Genomic DNA, 25100 nt, shown 5'->3' with positions numbered 1-25100 from the left:
GTTGCGAATCGACTGTCCAGGTACTTACCCGCCCGGAATTTCACCTTTGTGAGTCGCAACATGTCGTGTTGTATGAGTTTGTCGGCCACTAGGTGTAGTGTCTTGGGAGCTGGAAGGCCACAAGGACGAGACCTCGATCACGGGCCGGTGACCAGGAGCTTCGGCTCCGCTTCCAGGGGTTTGCGCATTTACTACGTGGATCTTGTTTCAGGTGTGCACTGCAGACAGATCAAGGCTGAGGAGAAGGGGATACCAATGACCATCACCGTTTACACCAAGCCCGCTTGTGTCCAGTGCAACGCGACCTATCGCGCCCTCGACAAGGCTGGTGTCGACTACAGCGTCGTCGACATCTCCGAGAGCCCGGAGGCGCGCGACTACGTGATGGCCCTGGGTTACCTGCAGGCCCCCGTCGTGGTCGCCGGGGAGGACCACTGGTCCGGCTTCCGCCCGGATCGCATCAAGGCGCTGGCCGACGTCGTCGCCGTCGCCTGACGCTTCCGTCAACGGTCAGGAGATGACCGATATGTCGAGTGAGACACCGAATCTCGTCTACTTCTCGAGTGCTTCGGAGAACACTCACCGCTTCGTCGAACGGCTGGGCCTGCCCGCCGTCCGCATTCCGCTTCACACCGCCGACTCGCTTCGCGTCGACCGACCTTTCGTGCTGATCGTCCCCACCTACGGGGGAGGTCGGCACGTTTTGGGTGGGCAGCGATCCGATAAGGAATTCGTGCCCCGCCAGGTGGCCAAGTTCCTCAACGATCCGCACAATCGCGCCCTGCTGCGCGGCGTGATCGCGAGCGGCAACACCAACTTCGGCGATACGTACTGCTATGCGGGAGAAGTGATCTCACGTAAGGCAGGGGTTCCGTACCTGTATCGCTTCGAACTCATGGGAACTGCTGAGGACGTCGAGCGCGTCCGCGAGGGATTGGGAATCTTTTGGCAACGACAACCGCACCGGTCGGAAAGACTGCCCGCGTAGAGCGCCCCGTCAGCGGCGACTCCGCGACCGAGGGACTGGACTACCACGCCCTCAACGCCATGCTCAACCTGTACGGACCCAACGGCGAGATCCAGTTCGACAAGGACCGGGAAGCCGCCAACCAGTACTTCCTGCAGCACGTCAACCAGAACACGGTCTTCTTCCACAACCTCGACGAGAAGCTCGACTACCTCGTCAAGGAGAACTATTACGAGACCGAGGTGCTCGACCAGTACTCGCGGACGTTCATCAAGCAGCTGTTCCAGCAGGCGTACGCCAAGAAGTTCCGGTTCCCGACCTTCCTGGGCGCGTTCAAGTACTACACCTCGTACACGCTGAAGACCTTCGACGGCAAGCGCTACCTGGAGCGTTTCGAGGACCGCGTGTGCATGGTCGCCCTGACCCTGGCCGCCGGTGACGAGACCCTGGCGAGCGAGCTGGTCGAGGAGATCATGGACGGCCGCTTCCAGCCGGCCACCCCGACCTTCCTCAACTCGGGCAAGAAGCAGCGCGGCGAGCCGGTGTCCTGCTTCCTGCTGCGCATCGAGGACAACATGGAGTCCATCGGCCGCTCCATCAACTCCGCCCTGCAGCTGTCCAAGCGCGGCGGCGGTGTGGCGTTGCTGCTCAGCAATATTCGTGAGACCGGCGCGCCGATCAAGAAGATCGAGAACCAGTCCTCGGGCGTCATCCCGATCATGAAGCTGCTGGAGGATTCGTTCTCCTACGCCAACCAGCTGGGCGCGCGGCAGGGCGCGGGCGCGGTGTACCTGCAGGCGCACCACCCCGACATCTACCGCTTCCTCGACACCAAGCGCGAGAACGCGGACGAGAAGATCCGCATCAAGACGCTCTCGCTGGGTGTGGTGATCCCCGACATCACCTTCGAGCTGGCGAAGAAGAACGAGGACATGTACCTGTTCTCGCCGTACGACGTGGAGCGCATCTACGGCGTGCCGTTCGCCGACATCAATGTCACCGAGAAGTACTACGAGATGGTCGACGACAAGCGGATCCGCAAGTCCAAGATCAAGGCTCGCGAGTTCTTCCAGACCATCGCCGAGCTGCAGTTCGAGTCGGGCTACCCGTACATCATGTACGAGGACACCGTGAACCGGGCCAACCCGATCGCGGGCAAGATCACCCACTCCAACCTGTGCTCGGAGATCCTGCAGGTCTCCACCCCGTCGGAGTTCAACGACGACCTGTCCTACTCCAAGGTGGGCAAGGACATCTCCTGCAACCTGGGCTCGCTGAACATCGCGAAGACCATGGATTCGCCGGATCTGGCGAAGTCGGTCGAGACCGCGATCCGCGCGCTGACCGCGGTGTCGGATCAGACCCATATCTACTCGGTGCCCTCGATCGAGCAGGGCAACAACGAGTCCCACGCCATCGGCCTGGGCCAGATGAACCTGCACGGCTACCTGGCGCGCGAGCGGGTCCACTACGGCTCCGAAGAGGGTGTGGACTTCACCAACATCTACTTCTACACGATCGCCTACCACGCCATCCGGGCGTCGAATCTGATCGCGCAGGAGCGGGGTTCGTACTTCGGCGGCTTCCCCGAGTCGAAGTACGCCTCGGGCGAGTTCTTCGACAAGTACACCGAGCAGGTGTGGGAGCCGGCCACCGAGCGGGTCCGCCAGATCTTCGCCGACGCCGAGGTCCACATCCCCACCCAGGACGACTGGCGCGAGCTCAAGGCCTCGGTCATGCAGCACGGTATCTACAACCAGAACCTGCAGGCCGTCCCGCCGACCGGTTCGATCTCCTACATCAACCACTCCACCAGCTCCATCCACCCGGTGGCGTCGAAGATCGAGATCCGCAAGGAAGGCAAGATCGGCCGCGTCTACTACCCGGCCCCCTACCTGACCAACGACAACCTCGAGTACTTCGAGGACGCCTACGACATCGGCTACGAGAAGATCGTCGACACCTACGCCGCGGCCACCCAGCACGTCGACCAGGGCCTGTCGCTGACGCTGTTCTTCAAGGACAGCGCCACCACCCGCGACGTCAACAAGGCCCAGATCTATGCCTGGCGCAAGGGCATCAAGACGCTGTACTACATCCGCATCCGGCAGATGGCGCTCGAGGGCACCGAGGTCGAGGGCTGCGTGAGCTGCATGCTCTGACGATCGCCTCCGAAAGGGCGTTTCCGGCTTCCCGCCGGGAGCGCCCTTTTTCGTCGCTGTGGCCGATCCCACGTTTGCGTCGGGCCCGATTGTGAACTCTCCAGAAGGTGTCTTTCACGCTGTCGGCCGAGGTCGACGCCTGGTTAGGCTCGCCGTGGTTCGGGCATCGGTTTCCATCGAATTGCGCGGGTGATGCCGGAATCGGGAAACGCATCGGTACAAGCGTTGTGGAGGTGAGTCGATCGAAACGGAGACCCATCGGGTGTTTCAACCTCGCACCCGCCCGGTGGGTTCTTCGGACGTCACGGAATCCCGCGCACCGCATGAGGAGTTGGCTTGTCGCACTGCCTGATTCGAAGACCCCGATCCGGGGCGGAGTCGTGAGGCGGCGGGCGGCCGCCGGGGTCGCGCTGGCGCTGGCGGTGATCGCGAGCTCGTCGTTCGGGGTGAGTGCCCAGGCGGGCCCGCCCGGGCGGATCGCGTCGCGGGCCGCGGTCACGCGGGTGGAGCAGGTCGGGCCGCGCTGGGAGCGGGTCGAGGTGGCCTCGGCCGCCATGGGCCGCACCGTCGCCCTGGATGTGCTGCACGGTTCCGGGGCCGGGCCCCGGCCCACGCTGTATCTGCTCGACGGCGTCGATGCCGAGGGCGTGTCCGACTGGCTGACCAAGGGGCACGCGGCGGACTTCTTCGCCGACAAACCGGTCGATGTGGTCTTCCCCGCCGGTGCGACCGGCAGCATGTACACCGACTGGCAGCATCCTGATGCCGCGCTCGGCTGGAATCGCTGGGAGACCTTCCTGACCGCCGAGCTGCCCGGTGTCATCGAACCGTATCTGCGCTCGGACGGCCGTCGCGCCATCGCGGGGGTGTCCATGGGCGCGCAGGGCGCGATGATGCTCGCGCACCGGCATCCCGGATTCTTCAAGGCCGTCGCGGGATTGAGCGGCTGCTACTCCACGGTCGACGGGCCGGGCAGTGCGGTCACCGCGGCCACGGTCGCCTCACGCGGCGGCAATATCCTGAATCTGTGGGGCCTGCCGGGCACCTTCGATTGGCTGACCCACGACAGCACGGTGGGGGCGGAAGCCTTGCGCGGCACGGTGATCTATCTGTCGGCGGCTTCCGGTGTGCCCGGTGCGCCGGATCTGAACGAAGTGCTGAAGTCGCCGGATCGGCTGGCCTCGCTCGGCGTGGCCGCCGGCGGTGTGGTGCTCGAGGCCGGTGCCCGGGTGTGCACCGAGCATTTCTCGAAACGGTTGAGCGACTTGGGGATTCCCGCCACCGTGCGTTACGAGCCGACCGGCATTCACGCCTGGGAGGATTTCTCGGCCCAGCTGGGCCCGGCCTGGGACGCCCTCGCGGCGGCCTTCGCGCCCGCGTCCGGGCGGTAGCGGGACCACCCGGACGCCTGGGCCGCACGGTATCTCAGTGCCGGAACCCGTATCGGGGTAGTCGCCGCAGTCCGGGCCGGATCCGGCTGTCCACGGTCACGGCCAGGCCGATGTGGACGGCGGCCACGGTGAAGTCCGAGGCCTCTTGCCAGGTGGCCGCGTATTCCATGGTGAGTTCGGCCCCGTCGGCGGGTCCGCCGAGGTAGACGGTGACCCGGTGGGTGAGCGCGTCCATAGTGCTGCTCCTCGAGATCGTGCGGGGGGAGAAGCGCGAGCCGACCCCTTCGTCGGCTCGCGCGTCTCTGGTACCGAACGTAATCGGATTGCCGTGCGCAGGAACGTGTTCCGGTTTCTGCTTGGACATGTCACAAGCGGTGTGCGGGAGTTGTTGTTACGCGGTGGAACAGAAACATAGCCGGCTCAAAACTTCGTCACGCGTTCACAAACCACACCCGCCGCGATTGTGACTATTCGGAAGGTTCGATCACCCCTCTGGCCCGGTGTGTCCGCCGTTCCTACGCTGCCCCGCATGAGGATTCGTGTACCGATCGCGGTGATCGGCGCTCTGCTCGTGGCCGTCGCCACCGGATCGGCCGCGGCCCAGCCGCTGCTCGCCACACCGGACCCGGACCCCTTCTACGCCGCCCCCGCCGATATCGCCGCCCACCGGCCCGGCGACGTGCTGGCCACCCGCGCCATGCCCGCGCTGCCCAGCTTCCCGGACAGCGACATCACCCTGATCAAATTCCGTTCCACCGACTCCACCGGACACCCCATCGCGGCCACCACGACGGTGATCTCCCCGCGCCGACGCGTCGCCGACGCGCCCGTGCTGTCGTTGCAGCAGATCGTCAACGGCCTCGGCGCGCAGTGCGCGGTCTCACGCGAGCTCTACACCAGCGACCCCAACCTGATGATCCGGGAGGCCCCCGGCTGGAACCTGGTCCTGCAGCGCGGCTGGACCGTGGCCCTGCCCGACCACCTCGGGCCCCGAATCGCCTACGGCGCGGCCAAACTCGGTGGCCAGATCACCCTGGACGGCCTGCGCGCGATCCAGCGGGTGCCGGAGTTGCGGGTCGAGCACAGCCCGCTGGTCATGGCCGGCTATTCGGGCGGCGGCATGGCGACCGCGTGGGCGGCGGCGCTGGCCGCGTCCTACGCCCCGGACCTGCGAATCGCGGGCGCGGCCATGGGCGGGGTCCCGATGAATCTGGCGTCGATGATGGAGGGCCTCGGCATGAACCGGCATCCGGCCTTCGGTCTGGCGCTGGCGGCCGGCCTGGGCCTGGAACGCGAGTACCCGGACCGGTTCCCGCTCTCCGACCAGCTCAACGATCGCGGCCTCGTCATGCGCGACAAGCTGGTCAACAGCTGCACCAACGACATCCTGAGCGCGGGCGCGGGTCAAGGCGCGCTCGACGTCGCCAAGACGACGATCATGTCCGACGACCCGCAGGCGCGCGCAGTGGTGGATGAGAACAGCGTCGAGCTCTACCCCGGCGTCCCGAATATGCCCGTCTTCGAATGGCATTCGCCGATCGACGGGCTGATCCCGATCAATGCCGTCGTGAGCACCGTGCACCGCTACTGCGCCGCGGGCACGAAGGTGTGGTCCGAGCAGGTGCCGGTGCCCGACCATCTCACCGCCGCCGTGCTCGGCCTCCCGGCCGCCTACGCCTGGATGGACGCCCGCCTGCGCGGGGAGCCCGCGCCGACCAACTGCTGAGGGCCGACCGTGACAGCGGGGTCTCAGCCCGCCTGGTAGGTGCGCGCCACCAGCGCCGAACGCAGGTACCAGAGACCGGACGGCTGGGTCGGATCGAAACCGGTCAGCTGTCCGATCCGTTTCAGACGGTAGTCCACGGTATTGGTGTGCACGTGCAGCATGCGGGCGGTGCGCTGCCGGTTCAGGTTGTTGCTGATGTGGGATTGCAGCGTCTCGAGCAGTTCGGTGTGCGCGTCCAGCGGATCCAGCAGCGACCCGAGGTGGTCGCGGCCGGGACCGGGGCGGGTCAGCTGATACTCCAGGGCCAGCTCGTCGAAGCGGAACAGGCCGCGCACCAGGCGCAGGCGGTGCACGATGTCGAGGAGTTCGTGGGCCTGGTCGGCGGCGTCCGGAATCTGTTGCGGCGCCGCCGGAACCAGCGTCGCGGTGATCGGCACCCGCGCGGCCCGCGACAGCTGCTCGACCAACTCGTCGAGCTGATCGTCGGCGACCGCGGTGGCCGGCACCAGCAAGGTGCCGCCGTCCACGCTGAGCAGCGACAGCACCTTGTCGGTGTAGCGGGTGGCCAGTTCGGCCTGCACCCGCCGCAGCTTGCGGCGCGCCACCACCGTGCCGTCCACGGTGGGGGAGTCCTCCTCCGGATGTTCCGGAATGGCCAGCGCCAGTACGTGATACGTCTCGGCGATCTCGATGCCGCACTCGCGCGCCATGGTGGAGGTGCTGTGCCCGCCCAGCAGCGCGGAGGTGAGGGTGTGCACGGCGGTGTGGTGTTCGCTCACCACCGAACGCAATTCGCGCATGTAGGCCATGGCCACCGCGGAGGTCATCCGGTCGAGCAGTTCCACCACCAGCTTCGCCCCGCCGACGATGTTGTCCATGTCGGCGGCCGCGATGACCAGGGTGACCTCGCCGTCCTCGTCCTCGCGGCGCACGTGCCGGGACAGGGCGCTGGCCATCACCAGCTCCGAGCCGATCTTGAAGCCCTCGTGGATGGCGTGGTGGATGGTGTCGATCGGGATGCCCTCGCGCGCCCACTGCGCGGCCGCCTCCTCGAGGCGCTTGGTCTTCTCCGGGATGTCGCGCCCGTCGAGCATGCCGACCGCCAACTCCAGGCAGGTGCGGGTGATGACGGTGACGTCGCCGTGAATGGCGTCGCCGGGCAGGGTGCCGCACGGCGCGACCGTCTCCACGAAATGCCCCACCATGTGCTGGGCCACGCCGCGAACATCCTTGAGCGGCGACGAGATCGGCGTGCCCGACACGGTGAATCCCGGCCGGGCCGGAATTCCCACGGCCATCCGTGACTCCCTTCCACCCCCGGGTTGCGCCCCGTGCGGGACCTGAAACGCTAACGCAGGCCGTATGTCCGAACGGCTGGATCGATCCCTCCCTGTGATGCACAGTAATGCGCGCCGGGCGGTGCTGTGACTTCTCACATGTGCCAGGCGGATTCCGCATGACGGCCCGGCACTACCGCACGGAAGCAACACCGTGGTCGGAGCGGGCCCGCGGCGGCTCGAGAGTGACACCGCGCCGCCGTGGCGAATCCGGTTCCGGCCGTGACATTCCTGTCTGCCCGCCTGGACACCCGCCGCGCATCCTCGGGCACCGGCTCGGTCGGTCGCCGGTTCCGGGCCTAGCGGTGCGCGCCGACCGGGCCGCCCGCCGGAAGATCGGCGCGCGGCAGCCACAGCGTCGCGATGGCCCTCGGCCCGGTCTGCCCCCGGGCTGCTCGCCTAGTGGCGCGCGCCGACCGGACCGCCCACAGTGATGTCGGCCGGCGGCAGCCACAGCGTCGCGATCGCCCCGCCACCTGCCGCGGGCTCGATGGAGGCGTTGCCGCCGTGCGTCTGCGCCACCCACGCCACCAGGGCCAGCCCGATGCCATTGCGACCGCTGCGCCCGGCCGCGCCACGATCGAAGGGACTGGCCGACATGACCGGATCGACGCCCGGACCGTGATCGCGCACGCTGACCCGTCCCTCGGCCACGTGCACCTCGACCGGCGCGGACCGGTTCACCGCGCCGTGGGTGAGCCCGTTCTCCAGCATGTTCCGGATGGCCAGGCTCAGCAGCTGCGGATCACCCAGCACCACGGTCGGATGCGCGGTCACCGCGATGCGCTCGTCACCGGCCTCCTCGGCCACCATCTCGGCCAGCTGATCCAGCCGCAGCAGCGTGCGCTCGGGTTCGGCGATGCCCGCCTGCATGCGTGCGCGGGCCAGCAGTCCGGTCACCAGCCGCGCCATCCGGTCCGCCAGCCGCTGCGCCTCGGCGAGGGTCTGCGGCACCTCCTCGGGCGCCGGCCGCGACCCGGTGAGCAGCTTCAATGTGGTGAGCGGCGTACGCAATTCGTGCGCGGCGTCACTGAGGAACTGCTCGTGCTCGGCCAGCAGGCGCAGCGCCTGGGCCTGGCTGCGGCCCGCCAGCAGATACGTGACGGCGGCCGACAGCAGGACCAGCAGGGCGCCGCTGATCGCCAACTCCCACACCAGGGTTCGATGTTCCCCGGCATCGGCCATGGTCTCGGCCCCGGCCAGGATGACGACGGTGGCGTCCCAGCCGTCCCAGAACACCGGACTGCCCGCCAGGGTCACCGTGCGGCCGGTGATATCGGTGGCGGTGAACCGTTTGCCGGCATAGATGACGGTCTCGGAATGATCCTCGACCTGCGTTGCGAGCGTGGCGATCTCGGAGTCGTCGGGCAGCAGCGAGCGCTGATAGGTGTGCGCCTGTTTCCACGGCTCACCGGGTTTGCGCATCAGCACGGCGACCGCCGTGGTTCCGGTGGCCAGCTCGTCGTCCATGACCGTCGACAGGTCCAGGGCCGACTTGTCGTCCTGCTGGATGGCGCGCGCCAGCCCGCCCGCCACCCGCTCGACCTGATCATCGGCGCGGGTCTCGCGCGCGTGCGCGTCGATCGTGGCGGCCACGAAGCCGAAGATCAGGACCGCCGCCGCGGTGATCACCGCGGCCAAGGCGGTCAGGAACCACCGGGCGCGCTGGAGCCGGGCCACGGCGGGGGATCGGTGTGCGCTCACGCCGCTCCACCGGCGATCTGGAAGCCGACGCCGCGTACTGTCTCGATCACGCTCGGCTCCCCGAGCTTGCGCCGCAGTTTGGCGACCACCGCGTCCACCACGTTGGAGGCGGGCTCGGCCATCTCGTCCCAGCAGCATTCGATGAGGTCGGTGCGGGTCACCACGCTGCCGCGGCGGGTCGCCACGAGTTCGAGGACCGCGAACTCCTTCGGGCTGAGCATCAGCAGGACGCCGCCGCGGGTCACCCGGCGGCGCATCAGGTCGATGTCGATGTCCGCCACCGCGATTCGCGCGGCGGTGGGCTGGTCACGGCGGCGGCACAGGGCGCGCACCCGCATCACCAGTTCCGGCAGCGCGAACGGCTTGGTCAGATAGTCGTCGGCCCCGTGCTCGAATCCGGCCAGCCGGTCGTCGAGGCCGTCGCGGCCGGTGAGTATGAGCGCGGGCACCGTGTGCCCGGCGACGCGCGCCCCCGCGACCAGATCCAGGCCGTCGCCGTCGGGCAGGCCGCGGTCCACCACCAGGCAGTCGTAGCGATTGACGGCGATCTTGAAGTCCGCGTCGGCGAGGCTCTGGGCGAGGTCCACCGCGAACCCGGCCGTCCGCAACCCGTCGGTCACCTCACGACACAGCTGATGATCGTCCTCCAGCACCAAAACTCGCACAGGGGCAGAGATTAGGGCATTCCGGACCCCTGCCCCAACGGCCCGGACGACCGGATCGTCGGAAAATGATCGAAAAACAATTCGGCGTCGGTCCGCGCCCCCGGAGCGGAGATACCGGACACGGCGAGCCGCGTTAGGCGACCCTCTGTATCCTGTAAATGGTTGTTTCTGTCTCGGTCGGCGTTCGCGAAGGGGGTGAGGTCCGTGCGCGGTGAACCTCCCAGTCGAAGGCCGCGTGGCATCGCTCTCGGATTCCGTCGATAGGACAGCTTTCTGGCGACGGGTGGGTGCGGTGCCCGCGGTGTGATCCGGTACCCCCGACCACCCTCAACCGCCACCCGGCCGAGGTTTCGCCATGACGCAGACCGAACTGCCCCCTGCCGTGTCCACGGTCGCCGCCGGTATTCCTGTGCCCGAACGGGATTCGCTGCGCGACATCGTCGACTGCCACCACCTGACGCCCGCCGTGGAATGGCTCGACAACCATCCGCCGCACGTCATCGCCGACGAGCTCGCCCGCATGGACGCCGTCACCGCGGTCATGTCCTTCCGGCTGCTCGACAAGGACCGCGCGCTGGCCGTGTTCGAGGAGCTCGAGCCCGTGGACCAGCAGCAGATCCTGGCCGGACTGCGCGATCAGAGCTTCCGCGACCTGGTCGAGGGCATGGATCCCGACGACCGCGCCCGCATGCTGCGCGAGGTCCCCGCCAAGGTGGCCAAGCGGGTGCTGGCCGGGCTCAGCCCGCACGAACGGCGCATGACCGCCGGACTGCTCGGCTACCCGGAGGGGTCCGTCGGGTTCTACATGACCCCGGAAGTCGTTGCGCTGCCGCGGAATCTGCCCGTCGGCGAGGCGCTGCACATGGTGCGCGCCAAGGGGGCGACCGCCGAGACGGTTTATACGCTGCCCGTGGTGGATTCGGGCCGCCGTCTCATCGGCGTGGTCGAACTGCGCGACCTGGTGCTCGGCTCGCCCGACACCATGATCGCCGAACTCATTGCGTCCGAACCGGTCTCGGCGCGCGCCACCGGATCCGCGGAGAAGGCGGCCCGGCTCATGCAGGGCGCCAACCTGATCAACCTGCCGGTGGTGGACAGCGAGGACCGACTGGTCGGGCTGCTCACCATCGACGACGCCGTCGAGGTGATCGAGGCGGCCGACTCCGAGGACATGGCGCGGCAGGCCGGAACCTCCCCGTGGTCGGGCCACTACATGGCCGCGGGCGTGTTCCAGCTGGCCCGCTACCGGGCGCTGTGGCTGATGCTGCTGCTGGTCGCGGCGACCCTCACGGTCACCGTCACCAACTTCTTCGAGCCCACCCTCGAACAGGCCGCGCACCTGGCGCTGTTCATCCCCCTGCTCATCGGCTCGGGCGGCAACGCGGGCGCGCAGGCGGCCACCACCTGCGTGCGCGCGCTCGCGGTCGGCGAGGTGCGGGTCTCGGATCTGCTCGCGGTGATCTGGCGCGAATGCCGGGTCGGGCTGCTGCTGGGCTGCATGCTGGCCGCCATCGGCATGGTGATCGGCACACTGTTCGTGGGCCTGAAGATCGCGGTGGTGGTCGGCATCGCGCTGGTGATCATCTGCGGGTGGGCGGCCACCATCGGCGGCACCATGCCCCTGCTGGCCAAGAAACTGCGCATCGACCCGGCCGTCATCTCCGCGCCCATGGTGACCACGCTGGTCGACGCCACCGGTCTGGTCATCTACTTCACCACCGCGAAGGTGGTGCTCGGCATCTGATCGGCTAACCCGGGGCGGGTCCGGAGGGGCCTACCCCGGTGCGCTGTGACGGATTGCACCGCTGTAATTTTCTGCCGTTGGTGACGTGCTTGCCCATCTCCGTTTCGGATTCTCGCAGGACAACGCGATAGATACGTGAAGACACAACCTATTGTGCTGCGCGGGGATGTCACCTACCAGTAGTAGTGTTCATGGCAAGGGAATTCGCAGGGTCCGGAAGCTGAGAAGGGTGTGTGAGCGGGGCGTGAAGCTCATCGATCGAGTTAGTGCGATCAACTGGAACCGCGTGCAGGACGAGAAGGACTCGGAGGTCTGGGATCGACTCACCGGCAACTTCTGGTTGCCGGAAAAGGTCCCGGTGTCCAACGACATCCCGTCGTGGAACACGCTGACCGCCAATGAGAAGCAACTCACCATGCGGGTGTTCACCGGTCTGACCCTGCTCGACACCATCCAGGGCACGGTCGGCGCGGTCAGCCTCATCCCCGACGCGATCACCCCGCACGAGGAAGCGGTGATGACCAACATCGCGTTCATGGAGTCGGTGCACGCCAAGAGCTACAGCTCGATCTTCTCCACGCTGTGCTCCACCCGGGAGATCGACGAGGCCTTCCGCTGGTCCGAGGAGAACCGGAACCTGCAGCGCAAGGCCGAGATCGTGCTCGAGTACTACAACGGCGAGGACCCGCTCAAGCGCAAGGTGGCCTCCACCCTGCTGGAGTCGTTCCTGTTCTACTCCGGCTTCTACCTGCCCATGCACTGGTCCTCGCGGGCCAAGCTGACCAACACCGCCGACATGATCCGCCTGATCATCCGCGACGAGGCCGTGCACGGCTACTACATCGGCTACAAGTACCAGAAGGGTCTGGAGCTGGTCTCCGAGGCCGAGCGCGAGGAGCTCAAGGCCTACACCTTCGAGCTGCTCTTCGAGCTCTACGAGAACGAGGTCGAGTACACCCAGGACCTCTACGACGAGGTCGGCCTCACCGAGGACGTCAAGAAGTTCCTGCGCTACAACGCCAACAAGGCGCTGATGAACCTCGGCTACGAGGGCCTGTTCCCCAAGGACGAGTGCGAGGTCAACCCCGCCATCCTCTCGGCCCTGTCCCCGAACGCCGACGAGAACCACGACTTCTTCTCCGGCTCGGGCTCCAGCTACGTCATCGGCAAGGCCGTCAACACCGAGGACGAGGACTGGGAATTCTGACGCCCCGCGTCGCCCCACCCGCCTGAAAAGCCAACGGCCCCGAGCGAATCCGCTCGGGGCCGTTGGCTGTCGAGGGCCGTGTTCACCGCTGCTGAAACAACCGCGTTTGTCGGGTGTGTCCGCGGGGAATACCGGTCATCACGAGTTGTTCACGGTCGGCTGGTGAACTTCGCGGTCGGTGCTCGGCCGGGTGGCGACTTCCCCACGTCATCGGGCCGAGCGCCGGATCGAATCAGCCCGTGCGGCGGGCGTGGATCAGTCGGCGACGTAGCCGTTGAGGTTGTTGCGGACGTCCTCGAGCAGGGCGCGGGCGGCGGTGATGCCGCTGCCGTGCCAGATGGTGTCGTCGACGGCGAACTCGCGGCGGTCGCTGACCGCGCCGAGCTGTTTCCAGTTGTCGCCCTTCATGATCGACTTGCCGTACTCGAGGCCGTCCTCGCCGTCGAACATGAGGAAGATCAGGTCGCCCTCGAGCTTGTCGCGGTCGGCCTCGGTGCTCAGGCTGGAGACGTCGAACGAGTCGCCGCGCTGCGCCTGCGGGCGCTGCACGCCCGCGTCGCCGAGCACCTGGGCGGCGAAGGTGTTGCCGCCCTGCACCTGAATCGTCTTGGGCTCGAAGCGGATCACCGACGCCTGGGTGAGCGCGGAGTTGGCGGCGACGCCGGTGTCGCGCGCCGCGGTGCGGTAGTCGTCGAGGGCCTTGGCGCCCGCGGTCTTGCGGTTGAGGGCCTCCGCGACACCGGTGAAGGTGGCCTGCCAGCCGTGATCGTCGCCGACCAGGACGGTCGGGGCGATGGACTTCAGGGCGTCGTAGCGGCCGCGGTCGGCGGCGGGGCCGATGATCAGATCCGGCTTCAGCTCCGCGATCCTCGCCGGATCGGGGCTGTCCACCGTGCCCACCGCCGGGATCGCGGAGATCCCGGAGCCCAGATACGACGGTTGTGGCGTCGGCCCGGCGACGGTGGCCGCGCCGACCACGCGCTCCCACAGGCCCAGCGCGCACGCGGCGTCCAGGGCGGGGGTGGACAGCACCACGATGCGCTTGGCGTCGGCGGGCACGTCCGCGGAACCGGCAGCGTGTGCGACGGCGCGGGTGCCGCCGGTCGAGTCGGGGGCCGTCGGCAGCGCGCACGCCTTGGTGGTGTCGCGCTCGATCCCGACCACGCCCGCACCCGCGATATTGGTGGTGGTGCGCACGATCGACGCCGAGTTGTCATCGGTCTTCGCGCACCCCGCGGCCAGGCCAACCGTCAGCAGGGTTGCCGCCGAGACCAATCCCGCACTGCGCAAATGCCGCATAGGGGAGAAGGTGGAGGCGAACGTGTTTCGGGTGGAAGCGGACTCGCGCACCGGCATGCGGGGCAGCCTACAGCCGCGCCCCGCGACACCCAATTACGACACCGGCGCTCGGGCCGTTCACGACCCGGGCACCGCCGAAATACGACAGAGAGTAGGACCCGCGGCGAGCGCCGATGGAACACGGTTTACGATCTGTCACAGCGCAAGCCACCGTCGTTCGTCATGTTGCCGAACCGGACGCCGGAAGCAGCGTACGAACGATGGCATACCTGTGGAGGTTTCGTGACTGCCGTAGAACCGCGGCCGGCCAGCCTTGTGGAGGCGGAGCGGCCCTATCCTCAAAGGACGGGTCCGAAGGGATCGTTCATCTTCAAGATGGTCACCACGACGGACCCGAAGGTTCTCGGCGTCATGTACCTGGTGACGGCCATCTCCTTCTTCATGGTCGGCGGCATCATGGCGCTGCTCATGCGCGCCGAACTCGCCCGCCCGGGCATGCAGTTCCTGTCGCCGGAACAGTTCAACCAGCTGTTCACCATGCACGGCACGATCATGCTGCTCTTCTACGCGACCGCGATCGTGTTCGGCTTCGCCAACATCATCCTGCCGCTGCAGATCGGCGCCCCTGACGTCGCCTTCCCGCGTCTGAACGCGTTCAGCTACTGGCTGTACCTGTTCGGCGGCTCGATGGCGACGGCCGGCTTCATCACCCCCGGCGGCGCGGCGGACTTCGGCTGGACCGCGTACACCCCGCTGTCGGACATCGTCCACTCGCCCGGCGTCGGCGCCGACCTGTGGATCCTGGGTCTGGCCGTCTCCGGTCTGGGCACCATCCTCGGTGGCGTCAACATGATCACCACCGTGGTCTGCCTGCGCTGCCCGGGTATGACCATGTTCCGGATGCCGATCTTCACCTGGAACATCCTCGTCACCTCGGTGCTGATCCTGCTGGCCTTCCCGCTGCTCACCGCGGCCCTGTTCGGCCTGGCCTACGACCGCCACCTGGGCGGCCACATCTACGACCCGGCCAACGGCGGCGTGCTGCTCTACCAGCATTTGTTCTGGTACTTCGGCCACCCCGAGGTGTACATCATCGCGCTGCCGTTCTTCGGCATCGTCTCGGAGATCTACCCGGTCTTCTCCCGCAAGCCGATCTTCGGTTACACCACCCTGGTCTACGCGACCCTGGGTATCGCGGCCCTGTCCATCGCCGTGTGGGCGCACCACATGTACGCGACCGGTGCGGTGCTGCTGCCGTACTTCTCGTTCATGACGTTCCTCATCGCGGTCCCGACCGGTGTGAAGTTCTTCAACTGGATCGGCACCATGTGGCGAGGTCAGCTCACCTTCGAGTCGCCGATGCTCTGGTCGGTCGGCTTCCTGGTGACCTTCCTCTTCGGTGGTCTGTCGGGCGTCATCCTGGCCTCGCCGCCGCTGGACTTCCACGTGTCGGACACCTACTTCGTGGTGGCGCACTTCCACTACGTGCTCTTCGGCACCATCGTGTTCGCCACCTTCGCGGGCATCTACTTCTGGTTCCCGAAGATGACCGGCCGCATGATGGACGAGCGCCTCGCCAAGTGGCACTTCTGGGCCACCTTCGTCGGCTTCCACACCACGTTCCTGGTGCAGCACTGGCTGGGCAACATGGGTATGCCGCGTCGGTACGCCGACTACCTGCCGAGCGACGGCTTCACCACCCTGAACACCATCTCCACGATCGGTGCCTTCATCCTGGGTTCGTCGATGCTGCCGTTCATCTGGAACGTCTTCAAGTCCTACCGCTACGGCGAGGTCGTGACCGTGGACGACCCGTGGGGCTACGGCAACTCCCTGGAGTGGGCGACCTCCTGCCCGCCGCCGCGGCACAACTTCTACGAGCTGCCGCGCATCCGCTCCGAGCGTCCCGCGTTCGAGCTGCACTACCCGCACATGGTCGAGCGCATGCGCGCCGAGGCCCACGTGGGCTGGGGCTCCAAGTCCCACACTGTGCACGAGCTGGAGAAGGCGTCGCACTAGTCGCCTGACAGCCGGAACACATCCAACGCGGCACCCGTCCTCGGACGGGTGCCGCGTTGCGTTATGGAGTGGGGGACCACCGGCGTACGACGGGGCCGAGCGGACGCCGATGGCCGCGGCGCGCTTTCATGGTCGGGTGACGGAGGATGCGGGACTGCGGACCGACTGGTCGGACGCGATGGGATTGCGGGTGCCGATCGTGAACGCGCCCATGGGTGGAGTCGCCGGGGGCCGGCTCGCGGTCGCGGTCGCGGCCGCCGGGGGACTGGGCATGATCGGTATGGGCAGCGCGGGCTCGGTCGAGGCGCTCGAACGCGAGCTCGCCGTGGCCGCCCTCGAACGCGAACTGCCCGCGCTCGAACGCGAACTGATGGGGGACGCCGCAGCGCCCGCGGCCGGCCCGATCGGAATCGGGTTGGTCGACTGGGTGGCCGCCGCGCGACCGGGACTCCTCGACCTCGCCCTCGCGGCGAAACCCGCCCTGCTGTCGGTGAGCTTCGGGACGGATCCGTCGTGGGCCACCCGCGCCAGCGCGGCCGGAATCCGGACGGCGACACAGGTTTACACGGTCGAGGATGCTCGGCGCGCCCGCGACGCCGGGATCGACGTGCTGGTCGCGCGCGGTCTCGAGGGCGGCGGGCACGGTGCGCCCGAGCTCGCCACGCTGCCGTTGCTGGAAGCGGTGCTCGACGCCGTGCCCGGTCCGGTGCTGGCCGCCGGTGGCATCGGTTCCGCGCGCGGGGTCGCCGCGATGCTGGCGGCGGGGGCCGCGGGGGTCTGGCTGGGCACCGCCTTGGCGGCCGCCGAGGAATCGCTGCTCGCCCCGGGCGGTCGCCGCGCGCTGCTCGCCGCGCAGGGCACCGACACCATCGTCACGCGCGTCTTCGACGTCGGCATGGAACTGCCCTGGCCGCAGCGGTTTCCGGCCCGGGTGCTGCGCAACGATTTCACGGCCCGCTGGCACGACCGGATCGACGAGTTGTCGGGCGCCACCTCCGAACCCGAACCGGCCGGGGCCGCCGCGACCGCTCGAGCCGACCAGGCCGCCGCCGCGCGAGCCCAGCTGGCCGCCGCCGATGCCGCCGACGATCCGCGGATCGCGCCGGTCGACGCGGGGCAGGGGGTCGGGCTGGTCACGGCGGTGCGGCCGGTCGCCGAGATCCTGGGCGAATTGTGTTCCGGCGTCGCGCGAGCGTGATGCCCGCCACCGTGGGCGGACGTCGGCGCGGTCCCGGTCGGGCCGACCTGACAGAATGAGCTGCCGCCGCATGTCGGGCGGGCCACGCAGTGCCAGGGACAAGGAGTCATCGATTGAGCGCGTCTGACACGACGGTTCTGGTTACGGTCACCGGACCCGACAAGCCGGGCGTCACGTCGGTGCTACTCGCCGCGCTGGCCAACAACGGTGTCAGCCTGCTGGATGTGGAGCAGGTCGTCATCCGGGGCCGCCTCACCCTGGGCGTGCTGGTGTCGTGTCCCACCGACCCCGAGTCGCTGCAGGATCAGCTCGAGGACGCCATGGCGTCGATCGGCATGGACGTGGCCGTGGAGATCGGGGCCAGCGCCGTATCGGGCGCCAAACTGTCCACCCACGCGGTCGTGGTGCTGGGTTCGCCGGTCACCGCCCGCGCCTTCAGCGCCATCGCGCGCAAGCTCGCCGCGCAGGGCGTGAACATCGACTCCATCCGGGGCATCGCCGACTACCCGGTCACCGGTCTGGAACTGCTGGTGACCGTCCCCGCCGCCGACGCGGGCACCGAGACCGAGCTGCGCACCGCGCTGTCGGCGGTGGCCGCCAAGGAGAGCGTGGACGTCGCGGTCGAGAAGGCCGGTCTGGCGCGACGGGCCAAGCGGCTCATCGTGTTCGACGTGGACTCCACCCTGATCCAGGGCGAGGTCATCGAGATGCTGGCCGCGCACGCCGGTGTCGAGGACGAGGTCCGCGCGGTCACCGAGGCCGCCATGCGCGGCGAGATCGACTTCTCCGAATCGCTGCGCCAGCGCGTTGCCACCCTGGCCGGGCTGGACGCCTCGGTCATCGACGAGGTCGCCGAGCGCATCGAGCTCACTCCGGGCGCCCGCACCACCATTCGCACCCTGCGCCGCCTGGGCTTCCGCTGCGGCGTGGTGTCCGGCGGCTTCCGCCAGGTCATCGAGCCGCTCGCGCACGAACTGGAACTGGACTTCGTGCAGGCCAACACCCTCGAGATCCGCGACGGCAAGCTGACCGGTGCCGTCACCGGCGAGATCGTCGACCGCGCCGCGAAAGCCGTTGCGCTGCGCCGGTTCGCGGCCGAGACGGGCGTGGCCATGGAGCAGACCGTCGCGGTCGGCGACGGCGCCAATGACATCGACATGCTCAATGCCGCGGGGCTGGGTATCGCGTTCAACGCCAAGCCCGCGCTGCGCGAGGTCGCCGATGCCGCGCTGTCGCATCCGTTCCTGGACGCGGTGCTGTTCATCCTGGGCGTCACCCGCGACGAGGTCGAGGCCGCCGACGCCCGCGACGGCGGTATCCGCCGGGTGCCGCTGCCGCGGTAAACCGTGCGGTAGCCGCAACGCGTCCAATTCGCTTGCGCCACCCTCGGCTCCGCGCTCGGTACCGTGGTCGGAAACCCGGCGATGACCGAAGGAGTCCGTGTGCGTGTGTGTATGCCGCTGGTGATGGTGATGGCCGGCCTCGCGCCGGCCGCTTGCGGCACCACCGATCCGAACGAGGCGCGACCGGTCTCGGCGACGAGTGTCGCGGGCACCACCGCCGCGCGGGCGACCCCCGCGGACCGTGCGGCCGAGCGGATCGGTGCGGACTCCGACGGCAAGGACGTGAGTCTGGCTGTGGGACAGGGCCTGATCGTCACCCTCGAGGCGAATCCGACCACCGGATTCGGCTGGCAACTGGGTGCGCTGGACCAGAACGTGGTGAAGCAGAACGGTTCACCCGAGTACGAGCAGGACCCCAACCCGGACGGCAAGGTCGGCGTCGGCGGCGAATCGGTGCTGAATTTCGTGGCCGTGGCCCCCGGCTCCACGACGCTGAGCCTGGCGTACATGCGGGCCTGGGAACAGGGCGTCGAGCCCGCCAAGCGGTTCACCGTGAACCTGACGGTGCGTTAGAACGTCGTTGTAGGAGTGGTTGTGTCGAGCGTTGGATCCACCGTCGATGCCGGTTTCGAGGCCAGGCACGCGGAACTGGCCCGGGGCTACGGAGGCGGGGGCGATCCCGCCGACCCGGCTCTGGTCCAGGCCATGCAGATGGTGTTGCACATTCCGAAGGACGATCCGCCCGCGAGGTCGGCGCTGCTGGCGGCCGCCGCCTCGGCGGTGGTCGCGTTGTGCCTGGACGAACGGGTCGGGCCGGGCGGGGAATGGGAGGAGCGCTATCTGACCTGGAAGCGTTCGCGCATCCGGAAGGTGGCGCGCCGCGCCCGCGGGGCGCAGTGGCTGGCGGCGCAGGAAGTCGACGGTGTCACAGTCGATTTCGGGGGCGCGCAGGCGCGGGCGCTGGTGCCGGGACCGGTCGGGGACGTGGATCCGCGGATCCGCCGGCTCCAGATCAGCGGAACCGAGCTACCGGAGGAGGCGGACATCGCGATCGATCCGGAATCTCCGGTGCTATGGGTGGACTCGGAATTGGGTATGACTGTGGGGAAGGCAGCGGCACAGGTAGGGCATGCCAGCATGTTGCTGGCAGGCGCCCTACCGGTGCGGCACGCGTATGCGTGGGCCGCCACCGGGTTTCGGTGCACCGTCGTGGAGGCCGATCCGGGCCACTGGGCGGAATTGCGACGGCGGGTGGCCCGGGGCGACGCGGTGGCGGTGCGTGACGCCGGGTTCACGGAGGTGGCCCCGGGGTCGATGACCGTGATCGCGGTGCCGTAGGTCGGACGGCACGGAGGCGACGGCACGAATGGCGCACTAGCGAAACCGAAGGGTCGGCGTGCTGACCTATATGGGTAGGGCGTATCGACTTCCCCGACCGGGTGGTCCAGGATCGATTCACGAGTTTCCTCGAAAGGAAACCACGAAATGACAACATTGCTGGTTGTTCTCATCGTGTGGACGGTGCTCTCGATCCCGGTGGCGCTGATCCTGGCACGGATGTTCCGCTCCACGAGCGGCGATGCGCGGGGCCGGGGAATGGGGGGCCCCGAGTGCGATCTACCGGAATTCGATACGGGCACCCATGAAATCGCTTATCGTCCCCGCACTTCCGGAGAGGACACGCCCCGGATTCAGCCACCACGTTGACGATCGTCCAGGGTGGTGGGCCAAGATGGACCCCGTGCCGCAACCGGATCCCGATCTGCTCATCGATTTCAGCGACGTCACCGTCCGACGTTCCGGACATACCTTGGTGGGTCCGGTCACCTGGCAGGTGGAATTGGACGAACGCTGGGTCGTGCTCGGCCCCAATGGCGCCGGCAAGACCTCACTGCTGCGGATGGCCGCCGCCGAAATGCACCCCACCTCCGGAATCGCCAATCTGCTCGGCGAAACCCTGGGGCGGGTCGATATCAACGAACTACGCCCGCGGATCGGAATTTCCTCCGCCGCCATCGCCAGCCGGGTGCCGATCGACGAGAAGGTCGCCGATCTCGTCGTCTCGGCGGGCTACGCGGTCATGGGTCGCTGGCGCGAGCGCTACGACGACATGGATACCGACCGAGCCATCGATATTCTGGAAAGCCTGGGAGCGGAACACCTTTCCGACCGCACCTACGGCACCCTCTCCGAGGGCGAGCGCAAACGCGTGCTCATCGCCCGCGCGCTCATGACCGACCCGGAACTGCTGCTGCTCGACGAACCGGCCGCCGGACTCGATCTGGGCGGTCGTGAGGAACTGGTCGAGCGTCTCGGCGACCTGGCCGCGGACCCGGACGCACCCGCCACCGTGCTGGTCACCCACCACGTGGAGGAGATCCCGCCGGGCTTCACCCACGGGCTGCTGCTCAACGAGGGCGCGGTGGTCGCACAGGGTCTGCTCACCGACGTGCTGACCTCGGAGAACCTGAGCGAGGCGTTCCGGCAGTCGATCCAGCTGGACCGTATCGACGGCCGCTACTTCGCGCGCCGAAGCCAGCGTTTCGGGCGCCACCGAAGCTAGCCCCTCCTCTCCGCGACTTCAGCGGCCGGCCGGGAGCCGTGGCCGGTTGGCAACCCGTGCCCGCGTCGGGTGCCCACGCAATCGTGGGGATACCCGGCGAGTTGGCCCCATCGCAACGAGATCAGTTGTCACTTCGGGAATCGCGGCGCGCTGCGATTGCGCCGGATGTGGCTGCCGGGCAAACTGTCCGCAACTGCCGCTGACGGAGGGAGCTGGCCGTGGGCCGGACTATCGGTGCCATCGCAGACCGGGCGACCGGTCCCATTGCGTCCCGGGGCACCGGCGCCCTCGCGGTCCTCGCCGTCGCTCTCGCCGCCACCGGCTGCGTCGCCGATCCACCGGCGGCCCAGCAGGTTTCGAAGTCACATGCCGCCGAGACGCTGGGCAAGGCCGCGGTGCCCGCGGACCTGAACGGCAAGACCGCGCAGCTCACCTATGACGTCGGCTCGGGCGGCACCATCACCTTCGCCGCCGACGGCCGCAGCCTCACCTACACCGCCGCCGACACCGGACACCGGACGAATACCCCGGTCGCGGTCGCGCCCATCGAGGCGGGCATCTTCCTGGTTACCTGGACCGACGATTCCGGGGCCGTGGTCAGCCAGGTGCAGAACTACCGGACCGGCAAGGTCGAGGGCACCTGGACCCGGCATCCGGATCCCGCCGGGCCGCCCGTCATCGAAACCCGCACCGGATCAGTCCATTTGACCGAGTGAATCGGGGCCGATGTTATTTCGCTCGGGTAAGGGTTATGGTGCGGAATGTGAGCGAGACAGTTGCACAGCCCGGATCCCAGCCCGCCGCGCGTCCGGTCAAGGACGCGTCCACGGTCATGCTGGTGCGCGACGGCGCGCACGGGCCCGAGGTGTTCCTGCAGCGCCGTGTCGGCGGCATGGCCTTCGCCGCCGGGATGACCGTCTTCCCCGGCGGCGGCGTCGACCCCTCCGACGCGTCGGTCGCCCTGGACTGGGCCGGACCCGACGCCGCCTGGTGGGCCGAGCGATTCGGCATCGACGCGGGCCGCGCGCAGGCGCTGATCTGCGCGGCCGTCCGCGAGACCTTCGAGGAATGCGGCGTGCTGCTGGCCGGTCCGACCGCCGACACCGTGGTCACCGACACCGCCGTCTACGCCGAGGCGCGCGGGCAGCTGGAACGCCGCGAACTGTCCTTCGCCGAATTCCTCACCCGCGAGAATCTGGTGCTGCGCGCCGACCTGCTGCGCCCCTGGGACAACTGGATCACCCCGGTGATCGAGCCGCGCCGCTACGACACCCGCTTCTTCGTGGCCGTGCTGCCGCAGGGGCAGCTGGCCGACGGCGCCACCTCCGAGGCCGAGGTCGTCACCTGGTGCACGCCCGCCGAGGCCATCCGCCGCTGGCACGAGGGCCTGGACGTGCTGCTGCCGCCGACCTGGACCCAGCTCGCGGCGCTCGGCGAATTCGCCTCCACCGCCGAGATTCTCGCCGCCGACCGCACCATCGTCCCGATCATGCCGGTCTACGACCCCGAGGCCGAGGGCCCGGCGCTGGCCTTCCCGGACGCCGACCGCTACTTCGCCGAACTGCCGGAAAACGCCCGCATCCGGGGCTCGCAGCGACCCGAGTAGGTCGGTAGCTCAGTGTTGCGGCGTGGCCGCGGCCCACACCAGGCTCCACAGCATGGCGCTCACCGCGAATCCGAGGGCCACGGCCGCGGCCACCACGTGGGCCTGGATTCCGACCCCGACCGTGACCGGCAGCCCGACCTGGATCAGTGCCACCGCGAACACGCGCAGCCAATACGACGGCGGCTGTTCGGGTTCGGGCGGGCGCTCCGCCGAGCAGAAGGGGCATCGGCTCGCCACGACCGGCAGGGTCGAGTCGCAGCTGGGGCACCACATGTCACGCATAAGAACTCCACGATCGAGCACGCCCGCACGGGCGGAGGGACACCATACCCAGTGCCCGAAGTAGGGTGATCGGCTGTGGCCGAATTCGTGACCGTGGACCGGGGCGTGGCAGAGGGTGTCGCGGTGCTCCGCATCGCCCGCCCCCCGATGAATCTGATCGATCTGCAGGTGGCGCTCGAGGTGGCGGCCGCCGCCGACGAGATCGCGGCCGACGGGTCGATCGCGGCCGTGGTGGTCTACGGCGACGCGCGGGTGTTCAGCGCCGGCGACGAGCTGGCCGAGCTGGCCCGCCTCACCCCGGAGCAGGCGCAGGCCGTGGTGGCGGACTTCCAGTCGGCGCTGGGCTGCCTGGCCCGGTTGCCGCAGCCGACGGTCGCGGCGATCAGCGGCTACGCGCTGGGCGCGGGGCTGGAACTGGCGCTGGCGGCGGATCGCCGCATCATCGGCGACAACGTGAAACTGGGTCTGCCGCAGATCAAGGCCGGGCTGATCCCGCTGGCGGGCATTCGCCGCCTGAGCCTGCTGATCGGGCCGTCGCACGCCAAGGATCTGGTGTACAGCGGACGTTTCGTGGATCCGAAGGAGGCCGCGGCGCTGGGCCTGGTCGACGAGGTGGTGGCGCCCGACGATGTGTTCGCCGCCGCACTGCGCTGGGCGGGGCAGTTCGCGGGTGGTCCGGGTGCGGCGATCGCGGCCGCGAAACGGGTCTTCGAGGCCGGTACACATGGTCATGATCGGGCCCGCCGCGAGTGGGCTGACCTGTTCGGAACCGAGGATCAGCAGGTTGGAACACGTTCTTATTTGGTCGACGGACCGGATGCGGTCCCGTTCACCGGTCGTTCAGTGGCCCGATAACACCGCTCACCGGGCTATTCATTAGGCTTGCCTGCATGACAGTTGGTCCTGAAGACCCCGCGCCGAACCCGCACGCCACCGAGGCCGAGGTCCAGGCCGCGTATAGCGACAACAAGCTCGCCCAGGTCCTGTATCACGACTGGGAAGCCGAGACCTACGACGACAAGTGGTCGATCTCCTACGACGAGCGCTGCATCGAGTACGCCAAGGGTCGCTTCGACGCCGTCGCCCCGTCCGCCGAGCTGCCATACGAGCGGGCCCTCGAACTCGGCTGCGGCACCGGCTTCTTCCTGCTGAACCTGATGCAGGCGGGCGTGGCCGAGCGTGGCTCGGTCACGGACCTGTCGCCGGGCATGGTCAAGGTCGCCACCCGCAACGGCCAGAACCTGGGCCTCGACGTCGACGGCCGCGTAGCCGACGCCGAGACCATCCCCTACGAGGACGACACCTTCGACCTGGTCGTCGGCCACGCCGTGCTGCACCACATCCCCGATGTGGAACTCGCGCTCAAGGAGTGCCTGCGCGTGCTGAAGCCGGGCGGTCGCTTCGTCTTCGCCGGTGAGCCGACCACCATCGGCAACATCTACGCGCGTCGCCTGGGCCAGGTCACCTGGAAGGTCACCACCACGGTCACCAAGCTGCCGTTCCTGAGCGGCTGGCGTCGCCCGCAGTCCGAGCTCGACGAGTCCTCGCGCGCCGCGGCCCTCGAGGCCGTCGTCGACCTGCACACCTTCGACCCCTCCGACCTGGAGCGGATGGCCCGCAGCGCGGGCGCCGTCGAGGTGCAGGCCAAGACCGAGGAATTCGCCGCCGCCCTGTGGGGCTGGCCGGTCCGCACCTTCGAGGCCGCCGTGCCCGAGGAGAAGCTGACCATCGGCTACCGCATGGCTCAGTACAAGGCGTGGCTGGCGTTCTCCGCCCTCGACGAGAAGGTGCTGCGCCACGTGGTGCCCCGCCAGTTCTTCTACAACGCCATGATCACCGGCGTGAAGCCCGGCGCGTCCGCCAAGTAGGCCGACTCCGCGAAACTCC

The 25100-nt window shown here is 68.4% G+C and carries 24 protein-coding genes; 18 read left to right on the top strand and 6 right to left on the bottom strand.

Features of this window, described 5'->3' with window-relative positions; genetic code table 11:
* Window positions 1-255 precede the first annotated feature (255 nt).
* The 4 genes from ABZ412_RS12005 to ABZ412_RS11990 all read left to right on the top strand — a co-directional run bounded on the left by ABZ412_RS12005 (window position 256) and on the right by ABZ412_RS11990 (window position 4520).
* On the top strand, window positions 256-495 hold the full coding sequence (locus tag ABZ412_RS12005; protein ID WP_357279482.1) for a redoxin NrdH: 240 nt from the start codon (window positions 256-258) through the stop codon (window positions 493-495).
* 22 nt (window positions 496-517) lie between these two features.
* Window positions 518-988, top strand: coding sequence for a class Ib ribonucleoside-diphosphate reductase assembly flavoprotein NrdI (gene nrdI / locus ABZ412_RS12000; RefSeq protein ID WP_357096327.1), 471 nt, complete (start codon window positions 518-520; stop codon window positions 986-988).
* 59 nt (window positions 989-1047) lie between these two features.
* On the top strand, window positions 1048-3129 hold the full coding sequence (gene nrdE / locus ABZ412_RS11995) for a class 1b ribonucleoside-diphosphate reductase subunit alpha (RefSeq protein WP_357279981.1): 2082 nt from the start codon (window positions 1048-1050) through the stop codon (window positions 3127-3129).
* Between the two features lie 380 nt (window positions 3130-3509).
* The gene (locus tag ABZ412_RS11990) at window positions 3510-4520 is read left to right on the top strand and encodes an alpha/beta hydrolase family protein (protein ID WP_357279479.1); all 1011 of its coding nucleotides are present in this window, start codon (window positions 3510-3512) and stop codon (window positions 4518-4520) included.
* Between the two features lie 34 nt (window positions 4521-4554).
* On the opposite strand, the gene ABZ412_RS11985 is transcribed toward ABZ412_RS11990, so the two are convergent.
* Window positions 4555-4755, bottom strand: coding sequence for a hypothetical protein (locus tag ABZ412_RS11985; protein ID WP_357279477.1), 201 nt, complete (start codon window positions 4753-4755; stop codon window positions 4555-4557).
* Window positions 4756-5049: 294 nt separating this feature from the next.
* Between ABZ412_RS11985 and ABZ412_RS11980 the strand changes: the two genes are divergently transcribed.
* Entirely contained in the window at window positions 5050-6246 is a 1197-nt protein-coding gene (locus ABZ412_RS11980; RefSeq protein ID WP_357279475.1) for a lipase family protein, read from the top strand.
* 23 nt (window positions 6247-6269) lie between these two features.
* On the opposite strand, the gene ABZ412_RS11975 is transcribed toward ABZ412_RS11980, so the two are convergent.
* The 3 genes from ABZ412_RS11975 to ABZ412_RS11965 all read right to left on the bottom strand — a co-directional run bounded on the left by ABZ412_RS11975 (window position 6270) and on the right by ABZ412_RS11965 (window position 9952).
* The gene (locus ABZ412_RS11975; protein ID WP_357279472.1) at window positions 6270-7544 is read right to left on the bottom strand and encodes a helix-turn-helix domain-containing protein; all 1275 of its coding nucleotides are present in this window, start codon (window positions 7542-7544) and stop codon (window positions 6270-6272) included.
* A gap of 438 nt (window positions 7545-7982) precedes the next feature.
* Complete coding sequence (locus ABZ412_RS11970; RefSeq protein WP_357279470.1) at window positions 7983-9287, bottom strand: ATP-binding protein; 1305 nt, start codon at window positions 9285-9287, stop codon at window positions 7983-7985.
* Window positions 9284-9952: a response regulator transcription factor gene (locus tag ABZ412_RS11965; RefSeq protein WP_357279467.1), complete on the bottom strand. Its 669-nt coding sequence runs from the start codon at window positions 9950-9952 to the stop codon at window positions 9284-9286. Before ABZ412_RS11965 ends, ABZ412_RS11970 begins: the two co-directional genes overlap by 4 nt.
* Window positions 9953-10307: 355 nt before the next feature.
* Between ABZ412_RS11965 and mgtE the strand changes: the two genes are divergently transcribed.
* Complete coding sequence (mgtE, locus tag ABZ412_RS11960; protein ID WP_357279465.1) at window positions 10308-11696, top strand: magnesium transporter; 1389 nt, start codon at window positions 10308-10310, stop codon at window positions 11694-11696.
* Between the two features lie 244 nt (window positions 11697-11940).
* On the top strand, window positions 11941-12903 hold the full coding sequence (gene nrdF / locus ABZ412_RS11955; RefSeq protein ID WP_357279462.1) for a class 1b ribonucleoside-diphosphate reductase subunit beta: 963 nt from the start codon (window positions 11941-11943) through the stop codon (window positions 12901-12903).
* Between the two features lie 255 nt (window positions 12904-13158).
* Here nrdF and ABZ412_RS11950 read toward each other — a convergent pair whose 3' ends face one another.
* The gene (locus ABZ412_RS11950; protein ID WP_357279460.1) at window positions 13159-14259 is read right to left on the bottom strand and encodes an ABC transporter substrate-binding protein; all 1101 of its coding nucleotides are present in this window, start codon (window positions 14257-14259) and stop codon (window positions 13159-13161) included.
* 225 nt (window positions 14260-14484) lie between these two features.
* Here ABZ412_RS11950 and ctaD point away from each other — a divergent pair, with 225 nt between their 5' ends.
* The 9 genes from ctaD to ABZ412_RS11905 all read left to right on the top strand — a co-directional run bounded on the left by ctaD (window position 14485) and on the right by ABZ412_RS11905 (window position 22931).
* A complete protein-coding gene (ctaD, locus tag ABZ412_RS11945) occupies window positions 14485-16221 on the top strand; it encodes a cytochrome c oxidase subunit I (RefSeq protein WP_357279457.1) in 1737 nt (578 codons plus the stop codon).
* Window positions 16222-16399: 178 nt separating this feature from the next.
* A complete protein-coding gene (locus ABZ412_RS11940) occupies window positions 16400-17419 on the top strand; it encodes a nitronate monooxygenase (RefSeq protein ID WP_357279978.1) in 1020 nt (339 codons plus the stop codon).
* A gap of 113 nt (window positions 17420-17532) precedes the next feature.
* A complete protein-coding gene (gene serB / locus ABZ412_RS11935; protein WP_357279455.1) occupies window positions 17533-18762 on the top strand; it encodes a phosphoserine phosphatase SerB in 1230 nt (409 codons plus the stop codon).
* 99 nt (window positions 18763-18861) lie between these two features.
* Window positions 18862-19335 (top strand): protease inhibitor I42 family protein, encoded by a 474-nt coding sequence (locus ABZ412_RS11930; RefSeq protein WP_357279452.1) that lies wholly within the window; start codon window positions 18862-18864, stop codon window positions 19333-19335.
* Between the two features lie 21 nt (window positions 19336-19356).
* Window positions 19357-20100, top strand: coding sequence for an aminoacyl-tRNA hydrolase (locus ABZ412_RS11925; RefSeq protein WP_357279450.1), 744 nt, complete (start codon window positions 19357-19359; stop codon window positions 20098-20100).
* 147 nt (window positions 20101-20247) lie between these two features.
* Window positions 20248-20469, top strand: a complete 222-nt coding sequence (locus ABZ412_RS11920) for a hypothetical protein (protein WP_357279447.1) — start codon at window positions 20248-20250, stop codon at window positions 20467-20469.
* 25 nt (window positions 20470-20494) lie between these two features.
* Entirely contained in the window at window positions 20495-21325 is an 831-nt protein-coding gene (locus ABZ412_RS11915) for an ABC transporter ATP-binding protein (protein ID WP_357279445.1), read from the top strand.
* Window positions 21326-21543: 218 nt separating this feature from the next.
* Window positions 21544-22041, top strand: a complete 498-nt coding sequence (locus ABZ412_RS11910; protein WP_357279442.1) for a hypothetical protein — start codon at window positions 21544-21546, stop codon at window positions 22039-22041.
* A 116-nt stretch (window positions 22042-22157) separates the two neighbouring features.
* Window positions 22158-22931 (top strand): NUDIX hydrolase, encoded by a 774-nt coding sequence (locus ABZ412_RS11905; protein WP_357279976.1) that lies wholly within the window; start codon window positions 22158-22160, stop codon window positions 22929-22931.
* Window positions 22932-22940: 9 nt separating this feature from the next.
* Here the strand turns inward: ABZ412_RS11905 and ABZ412_RS11900 are convergent, their stop codons facing one another.
* On the bottom strand, window positions 22941-23168 hold the full coding sequence (locus tag ABZ412_RS11900) for a hypothetical protein (RefSeq protein ID WP_357279440.1): 228 nt from the start codon (window positions 23166-23168) through the stop codon (window positions 22941-22943).
* A gap of 120 nt (window positions 23169-23288) precedes the next feature.
* Between ABZ412_RS11900 and ABZ412_RS11895 the strand changes: the two genes are divergently transcribed.
* Both ABZ412_RS11895 and ABZ412_RS11890 read left to right on the top strand, forming a co-directional pair.
* Complete coding sequence (locus tag ABZ412_RS11895; protein WP_357279438.1) at window positions 23289-24068, top strand: enoyl-CoA hydratase-related protein; 780 nt, start codon at window positions 23289-23291, stop codon at window positions 24066-24068.
* A gap of 35 nt (window positions 24069-24103) precedes the next feature.
* The gene (locus tag ABZ412_RS11890; RefSeq protein ID WP_357279435.1) at window positions 24104-25081 is read left to right on the top strand and encodes a class I SAM-dependent methyltransferase; all 978 of its coding nucleotides are present in this window, start codon (window positions 24104-24106) and stop codon (window positions 25079-25081) included.
* The last annotated feature ends 19 nt before the right edge of the window (window positions 25082-25100 follow it).

This window comes from Nocardia sp. NPDC005746 (assembly GCF_040630785.1).
In the GTDB taxonomy this organism is placed as follows: domain Bacteria; phylum Actinomycetota; class Actinomycetes; order Mycobacteriales; family Mycobacteriaceae; genus Nocardia.
The sequence above is the reverse complement of the archived record's forward strand: the minus strand, read 5'-3'. Positions and strand labels throughout refer to the sequence as shown.

Coding starts and splice junctions, on each gene's coding strand:
- ABZ412_RS11985 (WP_357279477.1), bottom strand. CDS start 4,755: ATGGACGCGCTCACCCACCGGGTCACCGTCTACCTCGGCGGACCCGCC.
- ABZ412_RS11975 (WP_357279472.1), bottom strand. CDS start 7,544: ATGGCCGTGGGAATTCCGGCCCGGCCGGGATTCACCGTGTCGGGCACG.
- nrdI (WP_357096327.1), top strand. CDS start 518: ATGACCGATATGTCGAGTGAGACACCGAATCTCGTCTACTTCTCGAGT.
- ABZ412_RS11915 (WP_357279445.1), top strand. CDS start 20,495: ATGGACCCCGTGCCGCAACCGGATCCCGATCTGCTCATCGATTTCAGC.
- ABZ412_RS11890 (WP_357279435.1), top strand. CDS start 24,104: ATGACAGTTGGTCCTGAAGACCCCGCGCCGAACCCGCACGCCACCGAG.
- ABZ412_RS11950 (WP_357279460.1), bottom strand. CDS start 14,259: ATGCCGGTGCGCGAGTCCGCTTCCACCCGAAACACGTTCGCCTCCACC.
- mgtE (WP_357279465.1), top strand. CDS start 10,308: ATGACGCAGACCGAACTGCCCCCTGCCGTGTCCACGGTCGCCGCCGGT.
- ABZ412_RS11980 (WP_357279475.1), top strand. CDS start 5,050: ATGAGGATTCGTGTACCGATCGCGGTGATCGGCGCTCTGCTCGTGGCC.
- ABZ412_RS12005 (WP_357279482.1), top strand. CDS start 256: ATGACCATCACCGTTTACACCAAGCCCGCTTGTGTCCAGTGCAACGCG.
- ABZ412_RS11940 (WP_357279978.1), top strand. CDS start 16,400: ATGGGATTGCGGGTGCCGATCGTGAACGCGCCCATGGGTGGAGTCGCC.
- ABZ412_RS11920 (WP_357279447.1), top strand. CDS start 20,248: ATGACAACATTGCTGGTTGTTCTCATCGTGTGGACGGTGCTCTCGATC.
- ABZ412_RS11905 (WP_357279976.1), top strand. CDS start 22,158: ATGCTGGTGCGCGACGGCGCGCACGGGCCCGAGGTGTTCCTGCAGCGC.
- nrdE (WP_357279981.1), top strand. CDS start 1,048: ATGCTCAACCTGTACGGACCCAACGGCGAGATCCAGTTCGACAAGGAC.